At 49.4% G+C, this 22443-nt stretch carries 22 protein-coding genes; 8 read left to right on the top strand and 14 right to left on the bottom strand.

The annotated features are described in order from the left end of the window. The 8 genes from CD000_RS18270 to CD000_RS15940 form a co-directional block, all read right to left on the bottom strand. On the bottom strand, window positions 1-227 hold a 227-nt coding region (locus CD000_RS18270; RefSeq protein WP_033013094.1), incomplete at its 3' end, for a UPF0236 family transposase-like protein. 183 nt (window positions 228-410) lie between these two features. Further along, complete coding sequence (locus CD000_RS15970) at window positions 411-1235, bottom strand: PRD domain-containing protein (RefSeq protein WP_096226022.1); 825 nt, start codon at window positions 1233-1235, stop codon at window positions 411-413. Window positions 1236-1253: 18 nt separating this feature from the next. Next, window positions 1254-1748 carry a PTS sugar transporter subunit IIA gene (locus tag CD000_RS15965; RefSeq protein ID WP_096226021.1) on the bottom strand — a complete coding sequence of 165 codons (495 nt, stop codon included), beginning with the start codon at window positions 1746-1748 and terminating at the stop codon, window positions 1254-1256. A gap of 202 nt (window positions 1749-1950) precedes the next feature. After that, on the bottom strand, window positions 1951-2979 hold the full coding sequence (locus tag CD000_RS15960; RefSeq protein ID WP_094239380.1) for a Bug family tripartite tricarboxylate transporter substrate binding protein: 1029 nt from the start codon (window positions 2977-2979) through the stop codon (window positions 1951-1953). 56 nt (window positions 2980-3035) lie between these two features. Further along, window positions 3036-4553, bottom strand: a complete 1518-nt coding sequence (locus tag CD000_RS15955) for a tripartite tricarboxylate transporter permease (protein ID WP_096226020.1) — start codon at window positions 4551-4553, stop codon at window positions 3036-3038. Between the two features lie 18 nt (window positions 4554-4571). Beyond that, window positions 4572-5048, bottom strand: coding sequence for a tripartite tricarboxylate transporter TctB family protein (locus tag CD000_RS15950; RefSeq protein ID WP_143425254.1), 477 nt, complete (start codon window positions 5046-5048; stop codon window positions 4572-4574). 139 nt (window positions 5049-5187) lie between these two features. Next, a complete protein-coding gene (locus CD000_RS15945; RefSeq protein ID WP_094240008.1) occupies window positions 5188-6249 on the bottom strand; it encodes a tartrate dehydrogenase in 1062 nt (353 codons plus the stop codon). Next, complete coding sequence (locus CD000_RS15940) at window positions 6246-6935, bottom strand: GntR family transcriptional regulator (RefSeq protein WP_096226019.1); 690 nt, start codon at window positions 6933-6935, stop codon at window positions 6246-6248. Before CD000_RS15940 ends, CD000_RS15945 begins: the two co-directional genes overlap by 4 nt. 437 nt (window positions 6936-7372) lie before the next feature. Between CD000_RS15940 and CD000_RS15935 the strand changes: the two genes are divergently transcribed. The 5 genes from CD000_RS15935 to CD000_RS15915 all read left to right on the top strand — a co-directional run bounded on the left by CD000_RS15935 (window position 7373) and on the right by CD000_RS15915 (window position 12659). Beyond that, complete coding sequence (locus tag CD000_RS15935; RefSeq protein WP_096226018.1) at window positions 7373-8608, top strand: PucR family transcriptional regulator; 1236 nt, start codon at window positions 7373-7375, stop codon at window positions 8606-8608. A gap of 117 nt (window positions 8609-8725) precedes the next feature. After that, entirely contained in the window at window positions 8726-9859 is a 1134-nt protein-coding gene (ald, locus tag CD000_RS15930) for an alanine dehydrogenase (protein WP_096226017.1), read from the top strand. Between the two features lie 208 nt (window positions 9860-10067). Beyond that, on the top strand, window positions 10068-10667 hold the full coding sequence (locus CD000_RS15925; RefSeq protein WP_096226016.1) for a Uma2 family endonuclease: 600 nt from the start codon (window positions 10068-10070) through the stop codon (window positions 10665-10667). Window positions 10668-10712: 45 nt separating this feature from the next. Continuing rightward, window positions 10713-11528 (top strand): pyridoxine/pyridoxal/pyridoxamine kinase, encoded by an 816-nt coding sequence (pdxK, locus tag CD000_RS15920; RefSeq protein WP_096226015.1) that lies wholly within the window; start codon window positions 10713-10715, stop codon window positions 11526-11528. Between the two features lie 270 nt (window positions 11529-11798). Then, window positions 11799-12659: a carbon-nitrogen hydrolase family protein gene (locus CD000_RS15915; RefSeq protein WP_096226014.1), complete on the top strand. Its 861-nt coding sequence runs from the start codon at window positions 11799-11801 to the stop codon at window positions 12657-12659. Between the two features lie 54 nt (window positions 12660-12713). Here CD000_RS15915 and putP read toward each other — a convergent pair whose 3' ends face one another. Then, window positions 12714-14171, bottom strand: a complete 1458-nt coding sequence (gene putP, locus CD000_RS15910) for a sodium/proline symporter PutP (RefSeq protein ID WP_096226013.1) — start codon at window positions 14169-14171, stop codon at window positions 12714-12716. A gap of 407 nt (window positions 14172-14578) precedes the next feature. Here putP and CD000_RS15905 point away from each other — a divergent pair, with 407 nt between their 5' ends. The 3 genes from CD000_RS15905 (at window position 14579) to CD000_RS15895 (ending at window position 16848) form a co-directional block, all read left to right on the top strand. Further along, complete coding sequence (locus CD000_RS15905) at window positions 14579-15403, top strand: basic amino acid ABC transporter substrate-binding protein (RefSeq protein ID WP_096226012.1); 825 nt, start codon at window positions 14579-14581, stop codon at window positions 15401-15403. A 69-nt stretch (window positions 15404-15472) separates the two neighbouring features. Beyond that, on the top strand, window positions 15473-16129 hold the full coding sequence (locus tag CD000_RS15900; RefSeq protein WP_047819165.1) for an amino acid ABC transporter permease: 657 nt from the start codon (window positions 15473-15475) through the stop codon (window positions 16127-16129). Continuing rightward, a complete protein-coding gene (locus CD000_RS15895) occupies window positions 16126-16848 on the top strand; it encodes an amino acid ABC transporter ATP-binding protein (RefSeq protein WP_011232919.1) in 723 nt (240 codons plus the stop codon). Before CD000_RS15900 ends, CD000_RS15895 begins: the two co-directional genes overlap by 4 nt. 220 nt (window positions 16849-17068) lie before the next feature. On the opposite strand, the gene CD000_RS15890 is transcribed toward CD000_RS15895, so the two are convergent. From CD000_RS15890 to qoxA, 5 genes are all read right to left on the bottom strand, one after another. Beyond that, entirely contained in the window at window positions 17069-18316 is a 1248-nt protein-coding gene (locus tag CD000_RS15890; protein WP_096225147.1) for an RNA-guided endonuclease InsQ/TnpB family protein, read from the bottom strand. 173 nt (window positions 18317-18489) lie between these two features. Beyond that, window positions 18490-18789 (bottom strand): cytochrome aa3 quinol oxidase subunit IV, encoded by a 300-nt coding sequence (qoxD, locus tag CD000_RS15885; RefSeq protein WP_011232920.1) that lies wholly within the window; start codon window positions 18787-18789, stop codon window positions 18490-18492. Between the two features lies 1 nt (window position 18790). After that, a complete protein-coding gene (gene qoxC, locus CD000_RS15880; RefSeq protein WP_096226011.1) occupies window positions 18791-19405 on the bottom strand; it encodes a cytochrome aa3 quinol oxidase subunit III in 615 nt (204 codons plus the stop codon). A gap of 3 nt (window positions 19406-19408) precedes the next feature. Beyond that, window positions 19409-21355 (bottom strand): cytochrome aa3 quinol oxidase subunit I, encoded by a 1947-nt coding sequence (qoxB, locus tag CD000_RS15875; RefSeq protein ID WP_096226010.1) that lies wholly within the window; start codon window positions 21353-21355, stop codon window positions 19409-19411. Between the two features lie 17 nt (window positions 21356-21372). Next, window positions 21373-22278, bottom strand: coding sequence for a cytochrome aa3 quinol oxidase subunit II (gene qoxA, locus CD000_RS15870; protein ID WP_011232923.1), 906 nt, complete (start codon window positions 22276-22278; stop codon window positions 21373-21375). Window positions 22279-22443: the final 165 nt, after the last annotated feature.

The following is a 22443-nucleotide window of genomic DNA, read 5'->3' as shown; positions in this document are numbered from 1 at the left end:
TCATAGTAGTAGTTCCGTCGAAACGTCACTTCTCCAAACAGCGTTTGGATCGTGGTCGGCCGTTTGTCTTTCAGCTGATACCGGCGCTTGTCCCGCGCTTCCGCCAGTTGTTGATCAATCTCCTCCAAAAGGGCCGCCAACAAGACAGCGAACACCTTTTGAAGAGTTCTGACTAATTGTTCCTCCAGCTCTTTTAATAAAGGCCATTCTGTGGTAAGATGTTTCATGGACTCTCTCCCTCCTGTTTTATGGATGTTGGTCATCACCATCATAGCAGGGAGAGAGTCCTTTTTGCATGACATTTGCTTTTTTCTACCGCGCTTCGCTTGGTGGCCCCGACGAGCGTTGCGAACAAAAGTTCGCAACCCTCGTCGGGGATCATTTCGGAATGTCACCCACAAATATTTTACTCACACCAACCGTTGGATATGGAGGACGATATAGGCGAGTTCCTCCTCCGGAAAACGGATGCCATATTCCTTCTCTGCATAGCTTGCCGCTTTTTGTGTACACGCCCATTCCCTTGCATATTTTGTCTGAATGAGCGCAAGCATCTCCTCATCCATCGAATGAATCGGCTCCCCGTTTTCGATGCGGCTTAAGGCAAAGCGCAAATGAGTGAGCAGCCGCTGGTATGAAATGCTTTCCTTATCGATCGATATGCCGAGCTCCGTTTGGATAAGGTCAACGAATTCATGAATGAGCGTCGTCTCGCGCATCGTTTTGTTCATGCTGGCGGCATCGAGTTTCGCCGTATGAATATGAAGGGCGATATGGGCCACCTCGTCATCGGGAATCTCGATGCCAAGCCGCTCTTTGATCAACTGTTTCGCCCATAGCCCAATTTCATACTCCGCCTTATATAGCACTTTAATTTCATTGAGCAATTTGTTTTGAATGCGGTAACCTTGCTTCAACCGCTCGATGGCAAACGACAAATGGTCAGTCAGCGCAATATGAATATGGTCGTTGAGCGGTGCTTGCAGTTTGTCTTCCGCATAGCTGATAATTTCTTCGGCAATATCGATATGTTCTTCTGGCAACGTGCGAAGCAATTGCTGGAACTTCTCATTTTCTTCTTCCATGACGAAAATTTTCTCAATGCGGCCCGGGGGGATGAGATCGTTTTTCCGCTTTTGAAACGCAATCCCCGGGCCCATGACAATTTTCTCTTTGCCTTCGTCGAGCACGACAACAGCGTTGTTGTTTAAAATCTTATGGATGCGAAACGCCATATGTCCTCCCTGCCGCCCTTATTTCATTTTCACATGAAATAAGACCGTCTCGCCTTTTTTGGCTGATGCCTCGGCCTTTCTCTCAAGGCTTTTGAGGGCATCCCCGTTCGTAATGATGATGGGCGTCACCGCGCTTTTCGCTTTCTCGCGCACAAGTGGCAAGTCGACAGAAAGAAGCCGATCGCCCCGCTTCACTCGGTCGCCGGCTTTGACATAAGCGGTAAACCCTTCCCCGTTCATCGACACGGTGTCGATGCCGACATGGATGAGCAGCTCCACACCCGCTGCCGAACGCAAGCCGATGGCGTGTTTCGTCGGAAAGAGTTGGACGATTTCCCCGTCCACCGGAGCGACGACATCCCCATCCGCCGGGTCGATGGCGATGCCATCGCCCATCATGTTTTGCGCAAACACCGGATCCGGCACGTCTTCAAGCGGCACAATCGTTCCGTCAAGCGGCGCGGTGATCGTCTCCTCTTTCAGCTGCTGCTTGCCAAACCATTTTTTGAACAACGGGCGTCATCCTTTCTTTTCTAAAATCACAATAAGCTTCTCTACTTACTTTTGTTGCACGTGAAATTAGAAGACATAAAAAAGACCTAAAGCACCGCAAACAGAGCCGCTTTAGGTCCATAGGCGGCGTCTTTCCTGGCATGAGACCTCTCCTTTTAAGGTAGAGAAAGACGCCGCATTTGTCAAATAGGCTATATTCGTTTTACTTGATTAACCCCTTTTCATTGGCAATTTGTTTAAATTGTTCGACTTCGTCTTTCACATATTTTGTAAAATCTTCAGAGTTCAAATAAGACGGTTGAACAACAATCGATTTCAGTTTCTCTTGGTACTTAGGATCATTGAGCATTTCTTCAATTGATTTTTCCCACTTTTTCACGATTTCGTCCGGAACTTCTTTCGGCGCGGAAACCCCATACCATTGAGTGACAGTAACCCCTGTAATCCCTTGCTCTTCAAGTGTTGGGACATCCGGAAAATAAGGGCTTCGCTCCGACGAAGCGATGCCTAATATTTTCAGTTTTCCTGCTTTGACTAGGTTGGCGACCTCGCTGACCCCTTGCACTCCGAGCACAATGTGTCCGCCAGCAACTTTCGGAAGCGCGTCTCCGGAGCCGTTTGTCATAACAAGCTTAGCTTTTGAAAAATCAGCGCCAATGCTGTCCATCCATTGGATGACGCCAAACGTTGCAATAGCAGTTGTGCCATTGCTGGCGAACGTCAATTTATCCGGGTTTTGTTTTACCCACTCGCTAAACTCTTTTAAATTGTTCCAAGGAGCATCGGCTTTTACTACATAAGCAAGCGGGTCAACAGCCAATCTGGCGATAAAGCGTAAGTCATCGAGTTTAAATGGCAAATTCGGATTTCCCGCAAAAAGCGCTGAGCCGGCGGAAGCGCTTTGTGTCAAGATTGAATAGCCATCTTTTGACCCTTTTTTCAGCACTTCCAACGTACCGGTGGCTCCACCTGCCCCCGGTTTATTGACAACGTTAATTGGTTGCCCCCACTTCTCGCTTAAGTATTCACTCATCGCCCTTGCATTTAAATCCGTTCCCCCGCCAGCAGCAAACGGAACGGTGATTTCAATTGGCTTTGTCGGATACTTTATCTCTTTTTCGCTTGACCCAGCTGGACTGTTCTTTGCCGTTTCCTGCGAGCAACCAGCTGCTAGCACTCCTAGCAAAACAACACTTGCCAATAAATTCGCAACCTTTTTCATTCTCTTCATGCTGAAAATTCCCCCCTACTAATTTCATTTATTTTATTTATTTCATCGCCAGCGTATTAGCCAGCGATGTCTACATCTGAACCGACCGCCTGCTTGGCACTCGACTTCGTGCGTCGAACCAGGGCAAGTGAAACAACGAGAAGAATGGCAGCACCGATTAAAATTGACAAAGAAAGCGGACGTTCCACAAAAATGGAAAAGCTGCCTCCTGACATCGATAGCGATTGAACAAAAGATTGTTCGAGCATTGGCCCAAGAATATAACATAAAATCAACGGAACGACGGGCCAACGGTATTTATGAAAAATGTACCCGAGTATACCAAACAAGATCGTCACAAACACATCCAATACGTTATTTCTGACAGTGTAAGAACCGACAAAGCAAAGGACGAGAACAATCGGGCTGATCACCCCAAACGGAATTTGCGTCAACTTGGCCCAAAAACCGACTAGTGGAAGGTTGAGAATGAGCAGCATGACGTTTCCGATAAACATGCTGGCGATCACTGTCCAGACGAAACTTCCATTTTGTTCAAACAATACCGGACCCGGGGCCAATCCGTAAATCATGAGCCCAGCCAACAAAATGGCCAGTGGAGCAGAGCTTGGTATTCCCAGGGCAAATAAAGGAATAAATCCTGCCGAACTCGTGGCGTTGTTTGCCGATTCCGGCGCCGCTACCCCTTGAATGGCACCTTTTCCAAAGTTCTCTCTATTTTTAGATACTTTCTTTTCTACATCATAGGCTAAAAAGGTGGAGACGGCTGTCGAACACCCTGGCAAAAGACCGAGCAAAAAGCCAATGAAACTCCCCCGCATGATAGACGGGAGACTTTGCTTGAAATCAAGCCACTTGGGATATACACTCCCAATGTTGTTCGCCGAAATGGCGGCATGTTTTTCTTCTATCCCTTTTAGCACTTCTGTAACAGCGAACAGACCGATAATAATGCTGATCATATCGAATCCGGCGCTTAACGCATTAATACCGAAATCAAAACGGACTTGCCCTGAAGGCCCCATACCGACCATAGCTAGCAAATAGCCAAACAGCCCCATAATCAGTCCTTTCAGCAAGGAATTCCCTGCAAGGCTGACAACAACTGTAAGCGCTAACAACATTAACGAAAAATATTCGGGCGGTCCAAACTTTAGCGCTTGATCAGCCAACAACGGAGCGAAAAACACTAAACCGATCACTCCGATGATCCCCGCGATGAAAGAAGCAATGGCGGCAATGCCAAGCGCGGCGCCTCCCCTTCCTTGTTTGGCCATCGGATAACCATCAAGGCAAGTTGGGACGGATGATACTTCTCCGGGAATGTTGAGCAAGATGGCCGTTGTCGATCCCCCGTACATCGCTCCGTAATAAATGCCGGCGAGCATAATAATCCCTTGGGTCGGATCGAGTACTGTTGTTAAAGGAAGCAAAATTGCAATCGCTGATGTCGGGCCGAGCCCCGGCAACATGCCGACTAAAGTGCCGATGAACGCCCCAATGAGAGCAGCAAGCAAGTTTAATGGGGCAAACGCTTCTGAAAACCCTGATAAAAGCATGCTCAATGCTTCCATGCCTATGTCCCTCCTGCCCTATATCCCAATCATTCCTTTAGGGAACGGAATGGATAATAAATAGACGAAAGCAACGTACAAAAACGTTGTCAACAAGGCGCCCAACAGCAACGCCTTAGGGAAAAACGGATACGAACCGATTATTCGGAACAGCAAAACAGAAACAATCAACGTACTGACAACGTAGCCGACAAACTGAAATAAAATCCAGTAAACGAACAAAAGTCCAAGCGTGCCAATGATGCTCAACATTGTCTTTCGGTCGGGAAACTCTGCGTCAAACGACTCACCCTTTGTGAAGAGGAGTGAAATACCTAAAACAACCATAAGGAAGCCAACAACAGCAGGCATTGTATGATCGCCAACCAACATACTCGTCCGAGTCGGGTATAAACGTGCAGCCTCAGCCAGCGCGATTCCGCCTGCCAAAATGGTGACAATCCCACCAATGCGGTCTGCGGATATAATCCTCATCCTTTTCCCTAGCTGTTTCATCGCATTCACACTCGGGCAAAGAAAGGAGAGCCATCGTCCAAACAGTTCAGCCGCCTCATTTGGGCTCTCTTTTCGCTCCGATCGGAAATGCGACAACTAGGTTTTCACCTCCTTATTGACACAGATTGAGCCTTTCACATTATTGAGACGCCCGTAACCGCCGGCAAATTTCTTCCGTCACTTCCTTTGTCGTCGCCGTGCCGCCGAGATCCGGCGTTTTGATGCCGTCAGCGGTGACATCCTCAATCGTTTGCAACAAAAGGGCGCCGAGCTCTTCTTCGCCGAAATGGTCAAGCATCAGTTTCGCCGTCCAAATTTGCCCGATCGGGTTGGCGATGCCTTTGCCGTAAATGTCCGGCGCCGAGCCGTGCACCGGCTCAAACATGGACGGGTACTTGCCGTTGACGTTGATGTTCGCTGCCGGGGCGATGCCGATGCTGCCCATAATAGCGCCGCCAAGATCCGTCAAAATGTCGCCAAACAAGTTGCTCGCGACAACGACGTCAAACGTATGCGGCCTTGTCACGAAAAAGGCGGCCAATGCATCAATATGGTACGACGCGGTCGCGACATCCGGGTAGTCGCGCTTGACGTCGGCGAACACTTCATCCCAAAACGGCATCGTATGGAAAATGCCGTTCGATTTCGTCGCGCTCGTCACATGCCGTTTCCGCTTCCGCGCCAGCTCGAACGCATAACGCATCGCCCGCTCCGTCCCTTTGCGGGTAAAGACAGCGTTTTGAATGGCGATTTCGTCTTCCCCGCGGTGGATGCGCCCGCCGACTTCGCTATATTCCCCTTCGCTGTTTTCGCGGACGACGATGAAATCAAACTCGCGCGGTTCGGCAAGCGGCGACGACAATCCGCGAAAATATTTCGCCGGGCGGATGTTGATCACCTGTTCAAATTCGCGGCGGATTTTCAGAAGCAGCCCCCATAACGAAATATGGTCAGGGACAAGCTTCGGATTGCCGACCGCTCCAAGGAAAATGGCGTCAAAGTTCCGCAACGTCTCAAGCCCATCATCTGGCATCATTTGGCCGTGTTCAACATAGTAATCGCAGTTCCATGGAAATTCCGTAAAGGAAAAAGAGATCCCTCCATGAACATCCGCGACCGCCTGCAGCACATCCAACGCCGCAGGCACGACCTCCTTGCCGATGCCGTCACCTGGAATGACGGCGATGTCCCATTGTTTCAGGATTTCTTCCCCCTTGCTTGTTCGCATTCCTTTGCTAACAAGTTTTTTAAGTGAAGCAAGTCATGTTCAATATGCACTTTCATTTCTTCCGCCGCTTCATCCGCTTTTCGTTCTTTCATTTTAAAAAAAATTTGCTTGTGCTCTTCTAAAATTTGGTTTGCCCTCCCTGGCCCGTGCACGTTCAGCGTCCGATAGTAATACGTTAGCGACCTAAGTCCTCCTAGCAACTTTCCTAGTTCGCTATTACCGCTGAACAAAACAATACAATCGTGGAACTGGGCGTTGAATGCAATCACGGATTCAAGATCCCCGATTATAATATTTCGTTCTGTTTGGTAAAGCACTTCCTCAATCTCATCCAATTGAGAGGCAGACATCCGTTCGCAGGCCAGTTTAACAGCCAATGATTCAAGGGACATGCGGCATTGATAAATCTCCTCCACATTCCTCATCGTCGGTTCGTACACAGTGATCCGCGATTTATGATCAATCTGGAGCAATCCCTCTTTTTCAAGCGCCCTTACAGCCTCTCGCACCGGACTTCTACTTACATTTAACTCTCTGGCCAGCTTTGCTTCGTAGATACGTTGTCCAGGCTTGAATTCTCCTTGAAGAATTTTCTTGCGCAATAAATGATAAATTTGCTCGTAAAAAGGAGCGGATCGGTCCGGTTGATCCTGACTCATTTACCTTCACCTACTTTGTCGACTGTCGACAGATATAACCTAAGTCCATTTTATTTGACGTATCCTCTTTCGTCAATAAAATGTTTTTATATTATGAAATTATTAAATATTTGGAAATAAATTCTTGTCTTTCGGGGATAGATCATTCCCTTAACCTAAAATAAACGATAATACACCGTCCCCGCCATTTCACAAGGATAGCGAACAAAAGCAGGAAGATCATACAAATCTCAGGCGCGTGCCCTCGTTTAAACAGGACCGTATTGAGTCACCTCAAAATATACCCATACGTGTTGATTTACAGCTGACGGCGCATAAGTTATGATGAAACCGTTCATAGAATTGTGAGGAAATGTTTAACCAGAGGCGGCTAATGACTGCTGCTTAAATGCGATGCTTTTCGTCTCATAATTTTATGCTGGGGGGAAAACACCGATATGCCCTCGTACACCGACCCGTTCCGCGGCGAATTTGACAGCCTTGAAGAGTTTGCCGACCGCGTCAGCGACGTGCTGAAATGCCCGGTGACGATCGAAGATGCGAACCATCGGCTCATCGCCTACAGCGCCCATGACGATTACACCGATCCGGCGCGGACGGCGACGATCATCAGCCGGCGCGTTCCGGAAAAAGTGATCAACAGCTTATGGAAACAAGGCGCCATCCCGGCGCTGCTCAAAAGCCGCGAACCGGTGCGCGTGCCGCCGATTCCAGACGTGGGCCTCGGCAGCCGCGTCGCTGTGTCGATCTGGAAAAACGATGAGGTGATCGGTTTCATCTGGGTGCTCGAAACAAACCGGACGCTGTCGCCTGAGGAGATGGAATGGCTCAAGCTCGCCGCCAAGGCAGCGAAAAACAAAGTGTTGCAGCTGTATATGCGCAAAAACAAAAAAGAAGAGCGGGTGCAGGAGCTGTTTTGGAAGTTGCTGACGAGCCATATCGCGGCCGAAGACGAGATTCGCGCCCATCTCGCTGCCATGCAAATCCCGACCGCACCGCAGTTTGCCGTTGTCGTCTTCCGCTTTGCCGCTGATTTGACCGCCGAAATGGAGCGGCAAATTTCTTATCTCTTGCAGACGACTCAGCAACTCCCGCTCCTTCTTTATACGACCGACGGCCGCGATGTGATTTTGCTTGGGGCGCCCAAAACTGACCAGCCGCTGAAAGAGCTGAGTGCATTCATCGAATCGTTCGCCGCCAAAATGAAAGAACGATTTCACATCCACGATGTGCAGTGCGGATTTGGCGGCGTGTACGGTGCCTATCGCCTCATTGAAAAAAGCTACCGCGAAGCGCTCGCCGTCCTGGCGCTGAAGGAGAAGCTTGGGGATGACATCAACGGCGTCTACGGCTACGCCCAACTCGGTATTTACCAATTTTTTGACTTTTTGCTTGAAAAAAAACGGCAAGGAGGCTGGACCAACCCGGCGCTTGAGAAATTGCAAGCCTATGACCGCAAACATCACAGCGGCTTGGTGAAAACGTTTGAAACATTTTTTGACCATAACGAAAATGTGCAAGAAACCGCCGACGTCCTCAACGTTCACCCGAACACGCTTGCTTATCGGCTCAAACGGATTGCCGACATCGCCGAGCTTGATCTCAATGACATGAATCAAAAAATCAAATTATACATCGATATTAAATTAGCGAAATACGAAGCGCGCGGTTGAATTTGTGGAAATCCACAAAAACCGGGCGCTTCTTTCTCTTTTTTGAACAATGCCCGGCCCGTTCCGTCTCTTTTATACTATAAGTAAGGCCACTTCTGACGAGGAGGAACGATATCCATGATTATTGGAGTGCCAAAGGAAATCAAAAATAACGAAAACCGTGTCGCCATTACGCCGGCTGGCGTATTGTCGTTCGTTCAGGCAGGACATACGGTGCTCATTGAGAAAGAGGCAGGGGTTGGAAGCGGTTTCAGCGACAGCGATTACGCCCGTGCCGGAGCACAAATCATCGAGCGAGCGGAAGATGTGTGGGCGCAAGCCGATATGGTGATGAAAGTGAAAGAGCCGCTGCCAAGCGAATACGGCTATTTCCGCCCAGGTCTCATTTTGTTCACCTATTTGCATTTGGCCGCCGACCCAGAGTTGACGCGCGCCTTAAAAGAAAGCGGCGTCATCGCCATTGCCTATGAGACGGTGCAAGTCGGCCGCACGCTGCCGCTGTTGACGCCGATGAGCGAAGTCGCCGGACGGATGGCGGCGCAAATCGGGGCGCAATTTTTGGAAAAGCCGTACGGCGGCAAAGGCATTTTGCTTGGCGGCGTCCCAGGCGTCGCCCGCGGCAAAGTAGTCATCATCGGCGGCGGAGTCGTCGGCACGAACGCAGCGAAAGTCGCCGTCGGCCTCGGGGCAGATGTCACGATTATCGACTTGAACGCGGATCGCCTGCGCGAGCTTGACGACATTTTCGGCAACCAAATTACGACGCTCATGTCCAACCCGATGAACATTGCCGAGGCGGTCGCAGAGGCCGACCTTGTCATCGGCGCTGTCCTCATCCCAGGGGCGCGGGCGCCGAAGCTCGTCACCGAGGATATGGTGAAAGCGATGAAACCGGGTTCGGTCATCGTCGATGTCGCCATCGACCAAGGGGGCATTGTCGAGACGAGCGACCACGTCACAACACATGACAACCCGACGTACGTCAAACACGGCGTCGTTCATTATGCGGTCGCCAACATGCCTGGCGCCGTCCCGCGCACTTCAACGATCGCCTTGACGAACGTCACCATGCCATACGCCTTGCAAATTGCCAATAAAGGCGTCATCCAAGCCATTACAGACAACCCGGCGCTTGAGCTTGGCGTCAACGTCGCCAACGGCGAAATTACGTACGAAGCGGTCGCCCGCGACCTCGGTTACCGCTACGTCCCGGCCCGCGAAGCGCTCGGGAAAACGTTGGCCGCCAACTAACCATGATGGACGCGGCCGACAACGCGCGCTGCCGGCCGCCTGTTCATCATTGTCCATTCCCATGATCGCCCGCTCATAGCGGGCGGCTTTTTTTTATCGTCCTAAACCGACAAGGCCGCCATTTCTGCAAGTGAGCGCAGGCGGCGGGAGTATGTCACCCGTTGCGTTATGCCAAATCATTTTCGTTCGACAAAGCGGCCAGTGTATAATGAAAATAGAAAACGGGAAAGAAGGTGATTTCGTGAACGTTCCGGGAAAACAGGCGGTATCGCTTGAAGAATTTTATCGCATGCGGGAAACAACTGATCGTATTTTAGAATACATTGATGGCTCCGTGTTCATGTCTCCCTCCCCTTCGACCCAGCACCAACGCATATCGGGACGGCTGCACGTCCAACTGTTCCATTTTTTAGAAGGAAAGCCGTGTGAAGTGTTTCATGCCCCGTTTGATATCGAACTAAAGAACGAACGAATCGAAGGCAAGAAAATTGTCGTCCCTGATTTAACCGTGATCTGTGATCGAAGTGGATTAACGGATACAAAATTTGTCGGCGTCCCAACGCTGATCATCGAGATTTTAAGCCCTTCCAACCAGGCGTACGATCTCGTGTTCAAATTGAATTTGTATATGCAATACGGAGTCTATGAATACTGGATCGTGAACCCCATGCATCGTGTTGTGCAAATCTACTCGCTCAATGACAATGGACAATATGAACAAGCCGGCGTCTGGAAAGAAACCGGCATGGCATGTTCACGTGTGCTGGATGGCTTTTCTGTTGATGTGGAACAACTATTTCGTCCTTGAGGGCGGCTTCATGGTATAATCTTGTAGAACAAAGGAGTGATGACGATGACGATGCCAAAAGCATTGACGATCGCCGGGTCGGACAGCAGCGGCGGCGCCGGGCTGCAGGCGGACTTAAAAACGTTCCAAGAGCTTGGCGTTTACGGAATGACGGCGATCACGACAATCGTCGCCATGGACCCGCACAACCAGTGGGCGCATCAAGTGTTTCCGGTGGACTTAGCGACGATCGAAGCCCAGCTTGAGACGATCATCGTCGGCGTCGGCGTTGATGCTCTCAAAACGGGGATGCTTCCAACGACGGATATCATTGAATTAGCGGCGCGCACCATTGAAAAACATGGATTGAAAAACGCCGTCATCGACCCGGTTATGGTGTGCAAAGGGGCGGATGAGCCGCTCCATCCGGAAAATACGGTTTGCTACCGGGAAACGCTCGTGCCAAAAGCGATGGTCGTGACGCCAAACTTGTTCGAAGCAGCGCAGCTTTCCGGCTTGCCGCGCATTGAAACGATCGAGGACATGAAGGAAGCGGCCGGGCGCATTCATGAACTCGGGGCCCAATATGTCATCGTCAAAGGCGGGCGGAAAATTCCGCATGACTATGCGGTTGACGTCCTTTACGACGGCAAAACGTTTGAACTCCTCGAATCGGAGCGGATTGACACGACGTATACGCACGGAGCAGGCTGCACGTTCTCGGCGGCCATCGCCGCCGAACTGGCGAAAGGCCGGCCGGTGAAAGACGCCATTGCGACGGCAAAAGCGTTCATCACCGCCGCCATCCGCCACTCGTTCCCGCTCAACGAATACGTCGGGCCCACACATCACGGTGCGTACCGCCGCTACGGCGAACAATAATAGACAAGACCTCGTCCTTGTCTTTTTCCGCAACTCCCCTCCTTGAAATAGGAAGGGAGCGGGGCCTGCGCATATCGAAAAATCAAATGCCTCCAAACGGTTTGCATGGTGCTAAAATAGATGCCATATGGAAATATATAAGCAGCAATAAAGATTTTCGTGCCTTTGAATGCTTATAATTATGTTATTCATAGTGGGATAAGACGAGATTATTGAATGGATTCACTGTAAAACATAAATTCAACTTATATAGAAAGGAAGGTGCCGCCATTGCGCGTCTCGGCTGTCCAATATCATCTTCACACCATCCGTTCGTTTGACGAGTTTGCCGCGCAAGTGACGCATTACGTCAAAACGGCGCAAGAGTTTGACGCCGAGTTCGTCTTGTTCCCAGAATTTTTCACGACCCAATTGCTTTCCATTCCACTTGATGACGGACGGCAAGCAACGATTGATGACTTGCCGAATTATACCGAAAAATACACTGAACTGTTTGTGTCGCTCGCCAAAGACACCGGCATGTATTTGATCGGCGGCACGCATGTCATCCGCCAAAACGGCAAGCTGTACAATGTCGCTCATTTATTCACGCCGGATGGGCACATCCATCAGCAGGCGAAATTGCACATCACCCCGACGGAAGTGAACGAGTGGAATATCGCTCCAGGCGACGGCGTGCATGTGTTTGAAACGGACAAAGCGACGATCGCCATTTTGACGTGCTATGACATCGAGTTTCCGGAAATCGTTCGTATGGCGCGCGCCAAAGGGGCAGATGTCATCTTCTGTCCGTCGTGCACCGATGACCGGCACGGGTTTTACCGCGTACGGTATTGCTGCCACGCGCGGGCCATCGAAAACGAAGTGTATGTCGTCACGACCGGCACGGTCGGGTCGCTTCCGACGGTCGACTTTATGCGCGCCAATTTCGGCCAAGCGGCCGTCGTCACGCCCAACGACATCCCGTTCCCACCCGGCGGCGTGCTTGCGGCCGGCGAGATCAACGACGACATGGTCATTACGGCTGACCTCGACTTATCGCTTCTTCGCAAAGTGCGGGAAAAAGGATCGGTCGCGACATGGCGCGACCGGCGCATCGACTTGTACCCGGATTGGAATCAAGTGAAATAGTCCTAAACGACAAAAAGGGTGCCCCTGCGCAAGGGGACACCCTTTTGCCTATTTTTAGGACAGCAACTGCTTGAATCGATCAAATTGTTCAGCTACTTTCCCTTCTGGCTCCTTCGTCAGCAAGCTGACGATCACAATCGCTGCCAAGCTGGCGGCAAAACCGGGGATCATTTCATACAACAGCCCTTTTAAGTAGGCGGATTGCGTCCAAAGAATGACCGTCAATGCCCCAGCGACCATGCCGGCGAGCGCCCCCCATTTCGTCATCCGCCGCCAGCATAAGCTAAGCAAAATGACTGGGCCAAACGATGCGCCAAATCCAGCCCACGCATAGCCGACCAAGTTTAAAATCGTGTCGTTTTTCGTGTACGCCAGCGCCGTTGCGACAATGGCGACAATGAGCACCGACAAACGCCCGACGAAGACAAGCTCCTTATCCGAAGCCGCGCGGCGGAACACGACTTTATACAAGTCTTCGGTCAGCGAGCTCGAGGTGACGAGCAGCTGGGATGAAATGGTGCTCATAATCGCGGCTAAAATCGCCGCCAGCAAAAACCCGGTAATAATCGGATGGAACAAAATTTGACCGAGCTTAATAAATACCGTTTCAGGATCATCAAGTTTCATGCCGCGCTGCGAAAAGTAAGCGATTCCAAAAAGACCCGTCAACATCGCTCCGACAACCGAGAAAATCATCCAACCCATGCCGATGCGCCGGGCGCTTTTCATTTCTTTGACCGACTTGATCGCCATAAAGCGGACGATAATGTGCGGCTGGCCAAAATAGCCGAGCCCCCAGGCGAATAACGAAATGATGCCAAGAACACTCGTTCCTTTCCACAAGTTCAACAAGTTGGGATCGATGTCGCGGATCGTCTCAATCGTATCTACTGGCCCGCCTGTATGGAACAGCGTCACCACCGGCACCAGAATCAACGCAATGAACATAATCGTCCCTTGCACAAAGTCCGTCCAGCTGACGGCCAAAAAGCCGCCAAACAGCGTGTAAGCGACGACAACGCCGCCAACGATCCACAAGCCCGTATGGTAGCTGACACCAAACGAGTTTTCAAACAGAACGCCCCCTGAAACAAGGCCGGACGATACATAAAACGTAAAAAAGACCATAATGACAATGCCAGACACCATGCGCAACAATTTCGTGGCATCCCCGAATCGGTTTTCTAAAAACTCTGGAATCGTAATCGAATCGTTCGCCACTTCTGTATAGACGCGCAAGCGCGGCGCAACGAACAGCCAGTTTGCATAAGCGCCAAGCGTCAAGCCGATGACGATCCATGCGGCGCTCACTCCATCGATATACATCGCCCCCGGCAGCCCCATGAGCAGCCAGCCGCTCATGTCGGAAGCCCCGGCGCTGAGCGCGGTCACCGCCGGTCCGAGCGTCCGGCCGCCAAGCATATAATCGGACAAATTCGACGTCCGTTTATACGCCCAATAGCCGATCCAAAGCATGCCGACTAAATACACAATGACGGAAAATAAAACCATATGGACTCTCCTTCCTCTACTGTCTTGTCACCACTTTCATCATAACGAAATTGATAGTATTTACACAATAGTATTTATTTTTCCATACCGCTATAATAAACAAATTGACAAAACCTTTGCCAACTCTACCCTCTTCCTGGTATAATATTCTGTAAATTCAAAATCAATCGTTTATGTCTTTTTATACATAAAAAATTATTTTATAAAAATGCACACGAAATGATATTAGCCATATGCCCTTCAGTTAATTTGGCGAAAAACATTGGAAAATGCGCCTTTTCCCCATTTATACGGCAGTACCAAAATGTTCAAACAATTATTTTTATAAAACCTATTGCATAATAACAAAAATATTGATAGTATGATAATCGTTCATCGACAATGATTCCAAAGGGGGATTTTATAGGATGTTAAAAATGAAGAAAGGTTTGATCGTAGCGGTCGTTGCTGCGTTGTTTATGGCGCTCGCTGCCTGCGGCGGCAAGTCAACGGAAACAAGCTCGTCATCGGGCGGCGGCGGGGAAGCAAAGAAAAAAATCGTCGTCGGGACAGATGCGGCGTTTGCTCCGTTCGAATATATGGATAAAGGAAAAATTGTCGGCTTCGACGTCGATCTTCTCGATGCTATTATGAAAGAAGCCGGTCTTGACTACGAATTGCGAAACATCGGCTGGGATCCGCTGTTTGCCGCATTGCAAAGCAAAGAAATCGACATGGGCATTTCCGGCATTACGATTACGGACGAGCGGAAACAATCTTATGATTTCTCAGCTCCGTACTTTGAAGCAACACAAGTCATCTTAGTCAAACAAGGCAGCCCGGTGAAAAACGCCCTTGACTTAAAAGGGAAAACGATCGGCGTTCAAAACGCGACAACCGGTCAAGAAGCTGCGGAGAAGCTATTTGGCAAAGGCGATCATATTAAAAAATTCGAAACGAGTGTTGTTGCCATTATGGAACTGCTAAACGGCGGTGTTGATGCTGTCATCACGGACAACGCGGTGGCAAACGAATACGTGAAAAACAATCCGGACAAAAAATTGCAAGTCATTGAAGATCCACAAAACTTCGCTTCGGAATACTACGGCATGATCTTCCCGAAAGACAGCGAATTGAAAGCCAAAGTGGACGAAGCATTGCAAAAAGTGATCGACAGCGGCAAATATGCAGAGATTTACAAAAAATGGTTTGGCAAAGAACCGAATATGGAAGGCTTAAAACAACAACAATAAGCGCACGAACATAGAAAAATGCGTAACTGCTAGCAAGTTACGCATTTTTCTTAGAGAAAGGTGAGATCGATGGATTTTCGTTTTGATATTATTGTTGAATACGCCCCTTACTTTTGGCAAGGGCTGCTCGTAACGATCGGCGTATCATTAGCCGGCATCGTGTTCGGCCTCATTCTCGGCCTGTTCATCGGCCTTGGCAAAATGTCGTCCAACCCGATTATTCGTTTGCCGTTTTCGTGGTACATTCACTTTTTCCGCGGTACGCCGCTTGTCGTGCAAATTTTGCTCGTCCATTTCGGCGCCATGCCGCTCTTTTTCGCCCAGCCAAATGCCGTCGCTTCCCTGGCCGTCTCGCTGTCGCTCAACTCGGCCGCGTATGTGGCCGAGATTTTCCGCGCCGGCATCCAGTCGATCGACAAAGGGCAAATGGAAGCGGCCCGCTCGCTTGGGATGACGCATGCGCAGGCGATGCGCTACATTATTTTGCCGCAGGCGTTAAAGCGAATGATTCCGCCGTTTGCGAACGAGTTTATCGTCTTAATTAAAGATTCGTCGCTTGGGATGGTCATCGCCGCCCCGGAAATCATGTATTGGGGGAAAGCGGCCGCGGGTGAGTATTACCGCGTTTGGGAGCCGTATTTAACAGTGGCGTTCATCTATTTGCTCTTAACGCTTTCGTTAAGCAAACTGTCACACTATCTTGAAAGGAAGTATTCGACCCAATGATTGACGTACGCCAGCTGAAAAAATCGTTCGGTTCGCTCCAAGTTTTAAAAGGAATCGATGTCCATATTCGCGAAGGAGAAGTCGTGGTCGTCATCGGCCCATCGGGGTCGGGAAAATCGACGTTTTTACGCTGTTTAAACTTGCTTGAGGATTTCGATGAAGGTGAAATTATTATTGACGGCATTAATTTAAAGGCGAAAGACACGAACTTAAATAAAGTGCGGGAAGAAGTCGGAATGGTGTTCCAGCGCTTTAACTTGTTTCCGCATATGACGGTGCTGAACAATATCACGCTGGCACCGATGAAAGTGCGGAAATGGCCGCGTGAAAAAGCGGAAGCGAAGGCGATGGAGCTGCTCGCCAAAGTCGGGCTGCAAGACAAAGCGCACGTCTACCCGGACTCCCTCTCCGGTGGACAGGCGCAGCGCGTCGCCATCGCCCGGGCATTGGCCATGGAACCGAAAATCATGCTGTTTGACGAGCCGACGTCAGCGCTTGACCCGGAAATGGTCGGGGAAGTGCTCTCGGTCATGAAGCAGCTGGCCAATGAAGGGATGACGATGGTCGTCGTCACCCACGAGATGGGCTTTGCCCGTGAAGTCGGCGACCGCGTCCTGTTTATGGACGGCGGCTACATTGTCGAGGAAGGGAAGCCGGAAGACTTGTTCGACCACCCGCAGCATGAGCGGACGAAAGCGTTTTTATCAAAAGTGCTGTAAAACGTCGTCTTGCCTGTTTGAGGCAAGACGACTTTTTTAGGCACATATCATGCCCCCTATAATGCAACCACGTTGCCTCTCCATCTCTTCAATGTTCCGTCAACGGCTCCCCCATTTCAGGCATCTATGACACCACAAAAGCCCTTCTGAACGTGAACTACCCCCACTTAATTTTCTAGCGAAAATTTGAAGTGGGGGCTTCCAAAGAAGTTTGACTGCTTCAAGCAATCCTTATTCTTTGAGGCGTGTCCACTTCGCCGCTAGAGCATAAGACACTCAGGTCTACAGCTTTACTTTTCTTTAAGATGTTTAATGCGCCATTGACATCAGCATTAATTAGTTTGCCAGACTTTGTTCGATACAAGCCGCGCTTAATACGTTTGCCGCTGAACTTATATTCTTTTGGATTGTCGGCATTATATTCAGGAATCTCATCGCCGTCAAAAAAGCTGGCTTGAGACGTATAGGATTCTTCCTGTTTCAAGAATTCAATGCCGTAAAATTCACAAAGATATTCTAGTTTTTCTTTTATGTTACCGAGAGGAATATTGACAAAGTTTTGATTTGTCTTTTTTCCTAGATTCATATTGCGTTGCCATGTTTCCGCATAGCCAATGACAAGTTTGCCAATTTGATTTTCAATACAGTAGTTAATGATGTAACGGCAAGTCTTGTTGATATAATCATTCACTTTATTATTGCGATTCATAGCAAGCAAAGCCTGTTTACGAGTGGTGCCTTTGATTTTTTGCTTATCTTTTATGCTTTGAAGTCTGGCATTTTCTTTGTTAAACCATTGATTTATACTTTTTAATCTCCGCCCATCAATGATGAATGATCTGCCGTCTGATGTGACACAAGTGGCAACATTGTTTAATCCTAAATCAATTGCCAGTGCTTTTTGGTCATTTAATTCTCTTTGATCTTCAGGCATTTCATATTTGTACTGAATCTCAAAGAACCTGGCATGATGCTTAGGAATGATTTCAATCTGCTTAATCTTTTTGTCCAGTAACACAGGCGGAATCGTTATCGTGATAGGCTTGTGAGTCTTTTTAAATAGGCGAGAATACGGTATCGTGAATTTGTTGCCGTCTATACGAATCTGGCCAATGATCAGTGAATGAAAGCCATCTTTTTTAAGATATTTTGGAATACTGATAGCCTTGTGGTCATATTTTCCTTGTTTGGCAAGACTGATCAAACCAAAGAAAGATTTAAAGGCTTCATTGACCTTTTTTAAAATTTGCTGTGCCATGTTGCTGTTTAACAGCTTATAGTTTTCGTTAGTTTTTGCAAGATGATAATTTTTCTCATAATTAAGAAATTCCTTGTGTTCAAAATAGTATTGTCTGACATTGTACAATCCGACGTTGTACATGTTCTTGGCAATATGGCACAGTTCTCGAAGAGTCAAGTATTCTTCTTTGGTCAAACCATTTAGCTGTTGTTTGATACAAAAATACATGTTTTCACCTCCCATCTAACTATATTATACTATATTTTACTGAATCTATCCTATTTTCAGCAAAATATAGTTAAGGCGATTCATCTCCCACTTACTCCGCTTCGCTTTGTTGAAGTGGGAGTCTTCTCGCCTAATTAAGATAAAAAGCCGGCCGAACCCCGGCCAGCCTCGCTTTACAACACAAACTGCATCACCCAAATCGAACCGGCGACAACGACAACAGCAATAAAGAAGCTGTATACCATGTTGAACGTTTGCACTTTGCCGCTGTCGCTTTCGTTGACGTGCATGAATAGAAACAGCTGCAAGCTCGCTTGGATGATCGCGAACAAGACGATGATGACGATCACGGCTTTAAGCGGCAGCCCAGACGAGAGCGCCACCCAAAGAGCCGCAAACGTCAAGACGAGCGACAACAAAAACCCAATGATATGTTTCCACGGAAATGATTCGCGATGGCTGTTTGCGCCCATGTTAGATCACCATCCCTAACAAATAGACGAGCGTGAAGATGAAAATCCAAACAACGTCTAAAAAGTGCCAGTACAAACTGACGATAAACACTTTCCGGGCCGTTTTCGCCGTCAACCCGCGTTGGAGAAGCTGGATGATGATCAAAATCATCCAGCCAATTCCTACACTGACGTGGGCGCCGTGCGTGCCGACGAGCACGAAAAAGCTTGATAAAAATGCGCTCGTCTGCATCGTCGCTCCTTCATGGACGTAATGGATGAACTCGCGAATTTCAACCGTAATAAACCCCACCCCAAGCAGAAGCGTCACGAGCAGCCAGGCAATCAGCCCGCTCATGCGGCCGCGGCGCATTTCAAAAATGGCCAACCCACATGTGAAACTGCTCGTCAACAGCAACAACGTTCCGATCAAAACGTCTTTTACCTCAAACAGCTCCGCTGCCGTCGGCCCCGAGCCGGTCCGTTGGAACAAGACGAGATACGTCGCAAACAGCGTCGCAAACAGCGCGACTTCCGCCCCGAGGAAAATCCAGAAACCCAATATGTTCAACCGACTTTCTTGCGTCCGATACTCCAGCGGCACCGTTTCCTCATAGCGATGTGCAGCTTCTCCCATTCGTCACGCCCCCTTCCGCGCCGCTCGTTCCATCCGTTTGATTTCGTCAACCGGAATATGGTAGCCATCATCGTCTTCAAATGAGCGGAGAATCAATCCAAGCACAATGAACAACGCACCAACGATAGCCAACGCAAACCACTTGAACACAAGGCCGAACCCGGCGACGAAAAACGCCACCGACATCCAAAACGGGCGTCCTGAGTTGCTTGGCATATGGATCGGCTTCAAGTCTTCTTCTTTCACGTGGAAGCCGCCATACTTTTTCTTCATCACCCAATACGCGTCCACATCTTCGACAACCGGCGTCACCGGGAAATTGTAATGCACCGGCGGCGACGCGGTCGCCCACTCAAGCGTCCGTCCGTTCCACGGGTCGCCGGTCATGTCGCGCTCGCCGTAGCGGGCGCTGTAATAAATGTTGTAACAAAGCACGATAAACCCGATGCCCATCAACACCGCCCCGACCGTCGCAACGACGTTGAGCGGCGTCCAGCCGAGACCAGCCGAGTACGTGTACATGCGGCGCGTCATCCCCATCAATCCTAGGAAATACATCGGGAAGAAGCAGATGTTAAAGCCGATCATAAACAGCCAAAACGTCCACTTGCCAAGCCGTTCATTCAAGATATGGCCGAACATTTTCGGATACCAATAATGCAAACCGGCAAAGCAGGCGAACACCGTACCCGCGATCAACACGTAATGGAAATGGGCAATCAGAAAATAGCTGTTATGGTATTGATAATTGGCCGCGGCCATTGCCAGCATCACGCCTGTCACGCCGCCGATGACAAAGTTCGGAATAAACGCCAGCGACCAAAGCATCGCGGTTGTAAAACGAATTTTCCCTTTTCGGATCGTAAACAGCCAGTTAAAAATTTTCACCCCGGTCGGGATCGCGATCGCCATCGTCGTGATCGAGAAGGCAGAGTTCACGGCCGGCCCTGCGCCCATCGTAAAGAAGTGGTGCACCCAGACGATAAAGCTTAAAAACGCAATGCCCACGATCGAACCGACCATCGCCTTATAACCGAACAGCCGTTTCTGCGCAAACGTGCTGACCACTTCCGAGAAAATGCCGAACGCCGGCAAAATGACGATATACACTTCCGGATGGCCCCAAATCCAGAACAAGTTCGCCCAGAGCATCGACATGCCGCCGTTGGCCATCGTGAAAAACTGCGTATCAAACAGCCGGTCAAACGTCATGAGCGCCAAGGCGACCGTCAACACCGGGAAGGCGAAAATAATGAGCACGCATGTGATGAGAATCGTCCACGTAAACATCGGCATGCGCATCAATGTCATGCCCGGCGCGCGCATTTTTAAAATCGTGACAAGGAAGTTGATCCCGGTCATCAATGTTCCGATCCCGGAAATTTGTAAAGCGACAGCGTAATAGTTGTTGCCGACGCCAGGGCTGAATTCGTTGCCGGCAAGCGGGAAGTACGCCGTCCAACCGGCATCCGGCGATCCGCCGATGACGAATGAAATGTTAAACAGCAACGCACCGAAGAAAAAGAGCCAAAAGCTTAACGCATTCAAATATGGAAACGCGACATCGCGCGCCCCGATTTGCAGCGGAACGACAATGTTCATCAAACCGATGATGAACGGCATCGCCATAAACAAGATCATAATCGTCCCGTGCGTCGTAAATATTTCATTGTAATGTTGCGCGTCAAGAAACTTCATGTTCGGCGCGGTCAGCTGCGCCCGCATCAAAAGCGCATCGACGCCGCCGCGGAAGAGCATCAAAACTGCGCAAATAATGTACATGACGCCAATCTTTTTATGATCCACCGTCGTGAGCCATTCGTTCCACAGCCATTTCCATTTTTTAAAATACGTCAAGACGAACACAATGCCGATTATCGTTAAAACGATCGCGACATCAGCCGCGTAAATGAGCGGCTCTCCGGTTACGAAAAACTCGCTCCACTTCATCCTTCGTTCCCCCTTTCCTACTCCCCATGATGGTGACTGTTTGTCATCGCTTCATCGCTTTGATCGTCGTTTCTCATTGGCTTTCGATCTGCATGATGGCTGTTTTGTTTCGCATGGTCAATCCATTGTAAGTGGGTGTTCGAAAACGTCATTCGCCCAACAAGCCCCGGTTTTAAAATTTGTGTATATTTTTTCTCATCGAGCTTCGGGGCGGTTTGTTTCACTTCATTCACCCATTTGCGGAAGTCCGTTCCCGTTTGTGCGACGACTTCAAACTCCATATGGGCGAACTTTTCCCCGGAAAAGTTGGCGCTCCGCCCCATGTAGGAGCCGGGCTTATCGGCTTGCAAAATCAGCTCTGTCTCCATGCCGTCCATCGCATATTTTTGCCCACCTAATTCCGGCACCCAAAACGAGTTCATCGGCCCGACCGAAGTCAGCTTAAACTTGACCGGCACACCGGCTGGAATATGGACGTAGTTGACCGTTTCAATGTTTTCTTCCGGATAGCTGAAAATCCATTTCCAGTTCGCCGCCGTCACATGGATCGTGATCGGTTTCACTTTCTCGGTCGGCGGCTTTTCCAACGCAAACGTCGCCTTCACTGTTGGAACAGCGAGCGCAGCGACAATCAAAATTGGAATGGCCGTCCAGACGACTTCAAGCAACGTGTTCCCTTCCTCATCCGGCGGCTCATAGCCGGCATTTTCCGGCTTCTCGCGATAACGAATGAGAAAAACGGCAAATAACGTAAATACAACAACAATAATGAACAACATAAAGCCGACAGACCACATGATCAAATCATACTGCATGCGCGCCACCGGCCCTTGCGGATTGAGCACGGCCGTGCGCTCCACGCAGCCCCCAAGCAAAAACAAAAACGGCAAAACCAGCACCGCGCGCCATCTCGCCCGTTTCATCGCTATCGGTCCTCCCTCTTCCGCCCCAACCATTTCGGGGCCTTCCATGCATTTTCTTTTGTTTCTACCATATCAAAATTGAAAATGTTTGAAACGAATGAGCGAAAAAGTTCATAAATCGGCAAAACATTTGTCACCAAATGTTCAATCATTGTTCAAGAAATC

The sequence above is a fragment of the Geobacillus sp. FJAT-46040 genome (assembly GCF_002335725.1).
Taxonomy (GTDB): domain Bacteria; phylum Bacillota; class Bacilli; order Bacillales; family Anoxybacillaceae; genus Geobacillus; species Geobacillus thermoleovorans.
This window is presented reverse-complemented; position numbering and strand designations above follow the sequence as displayed.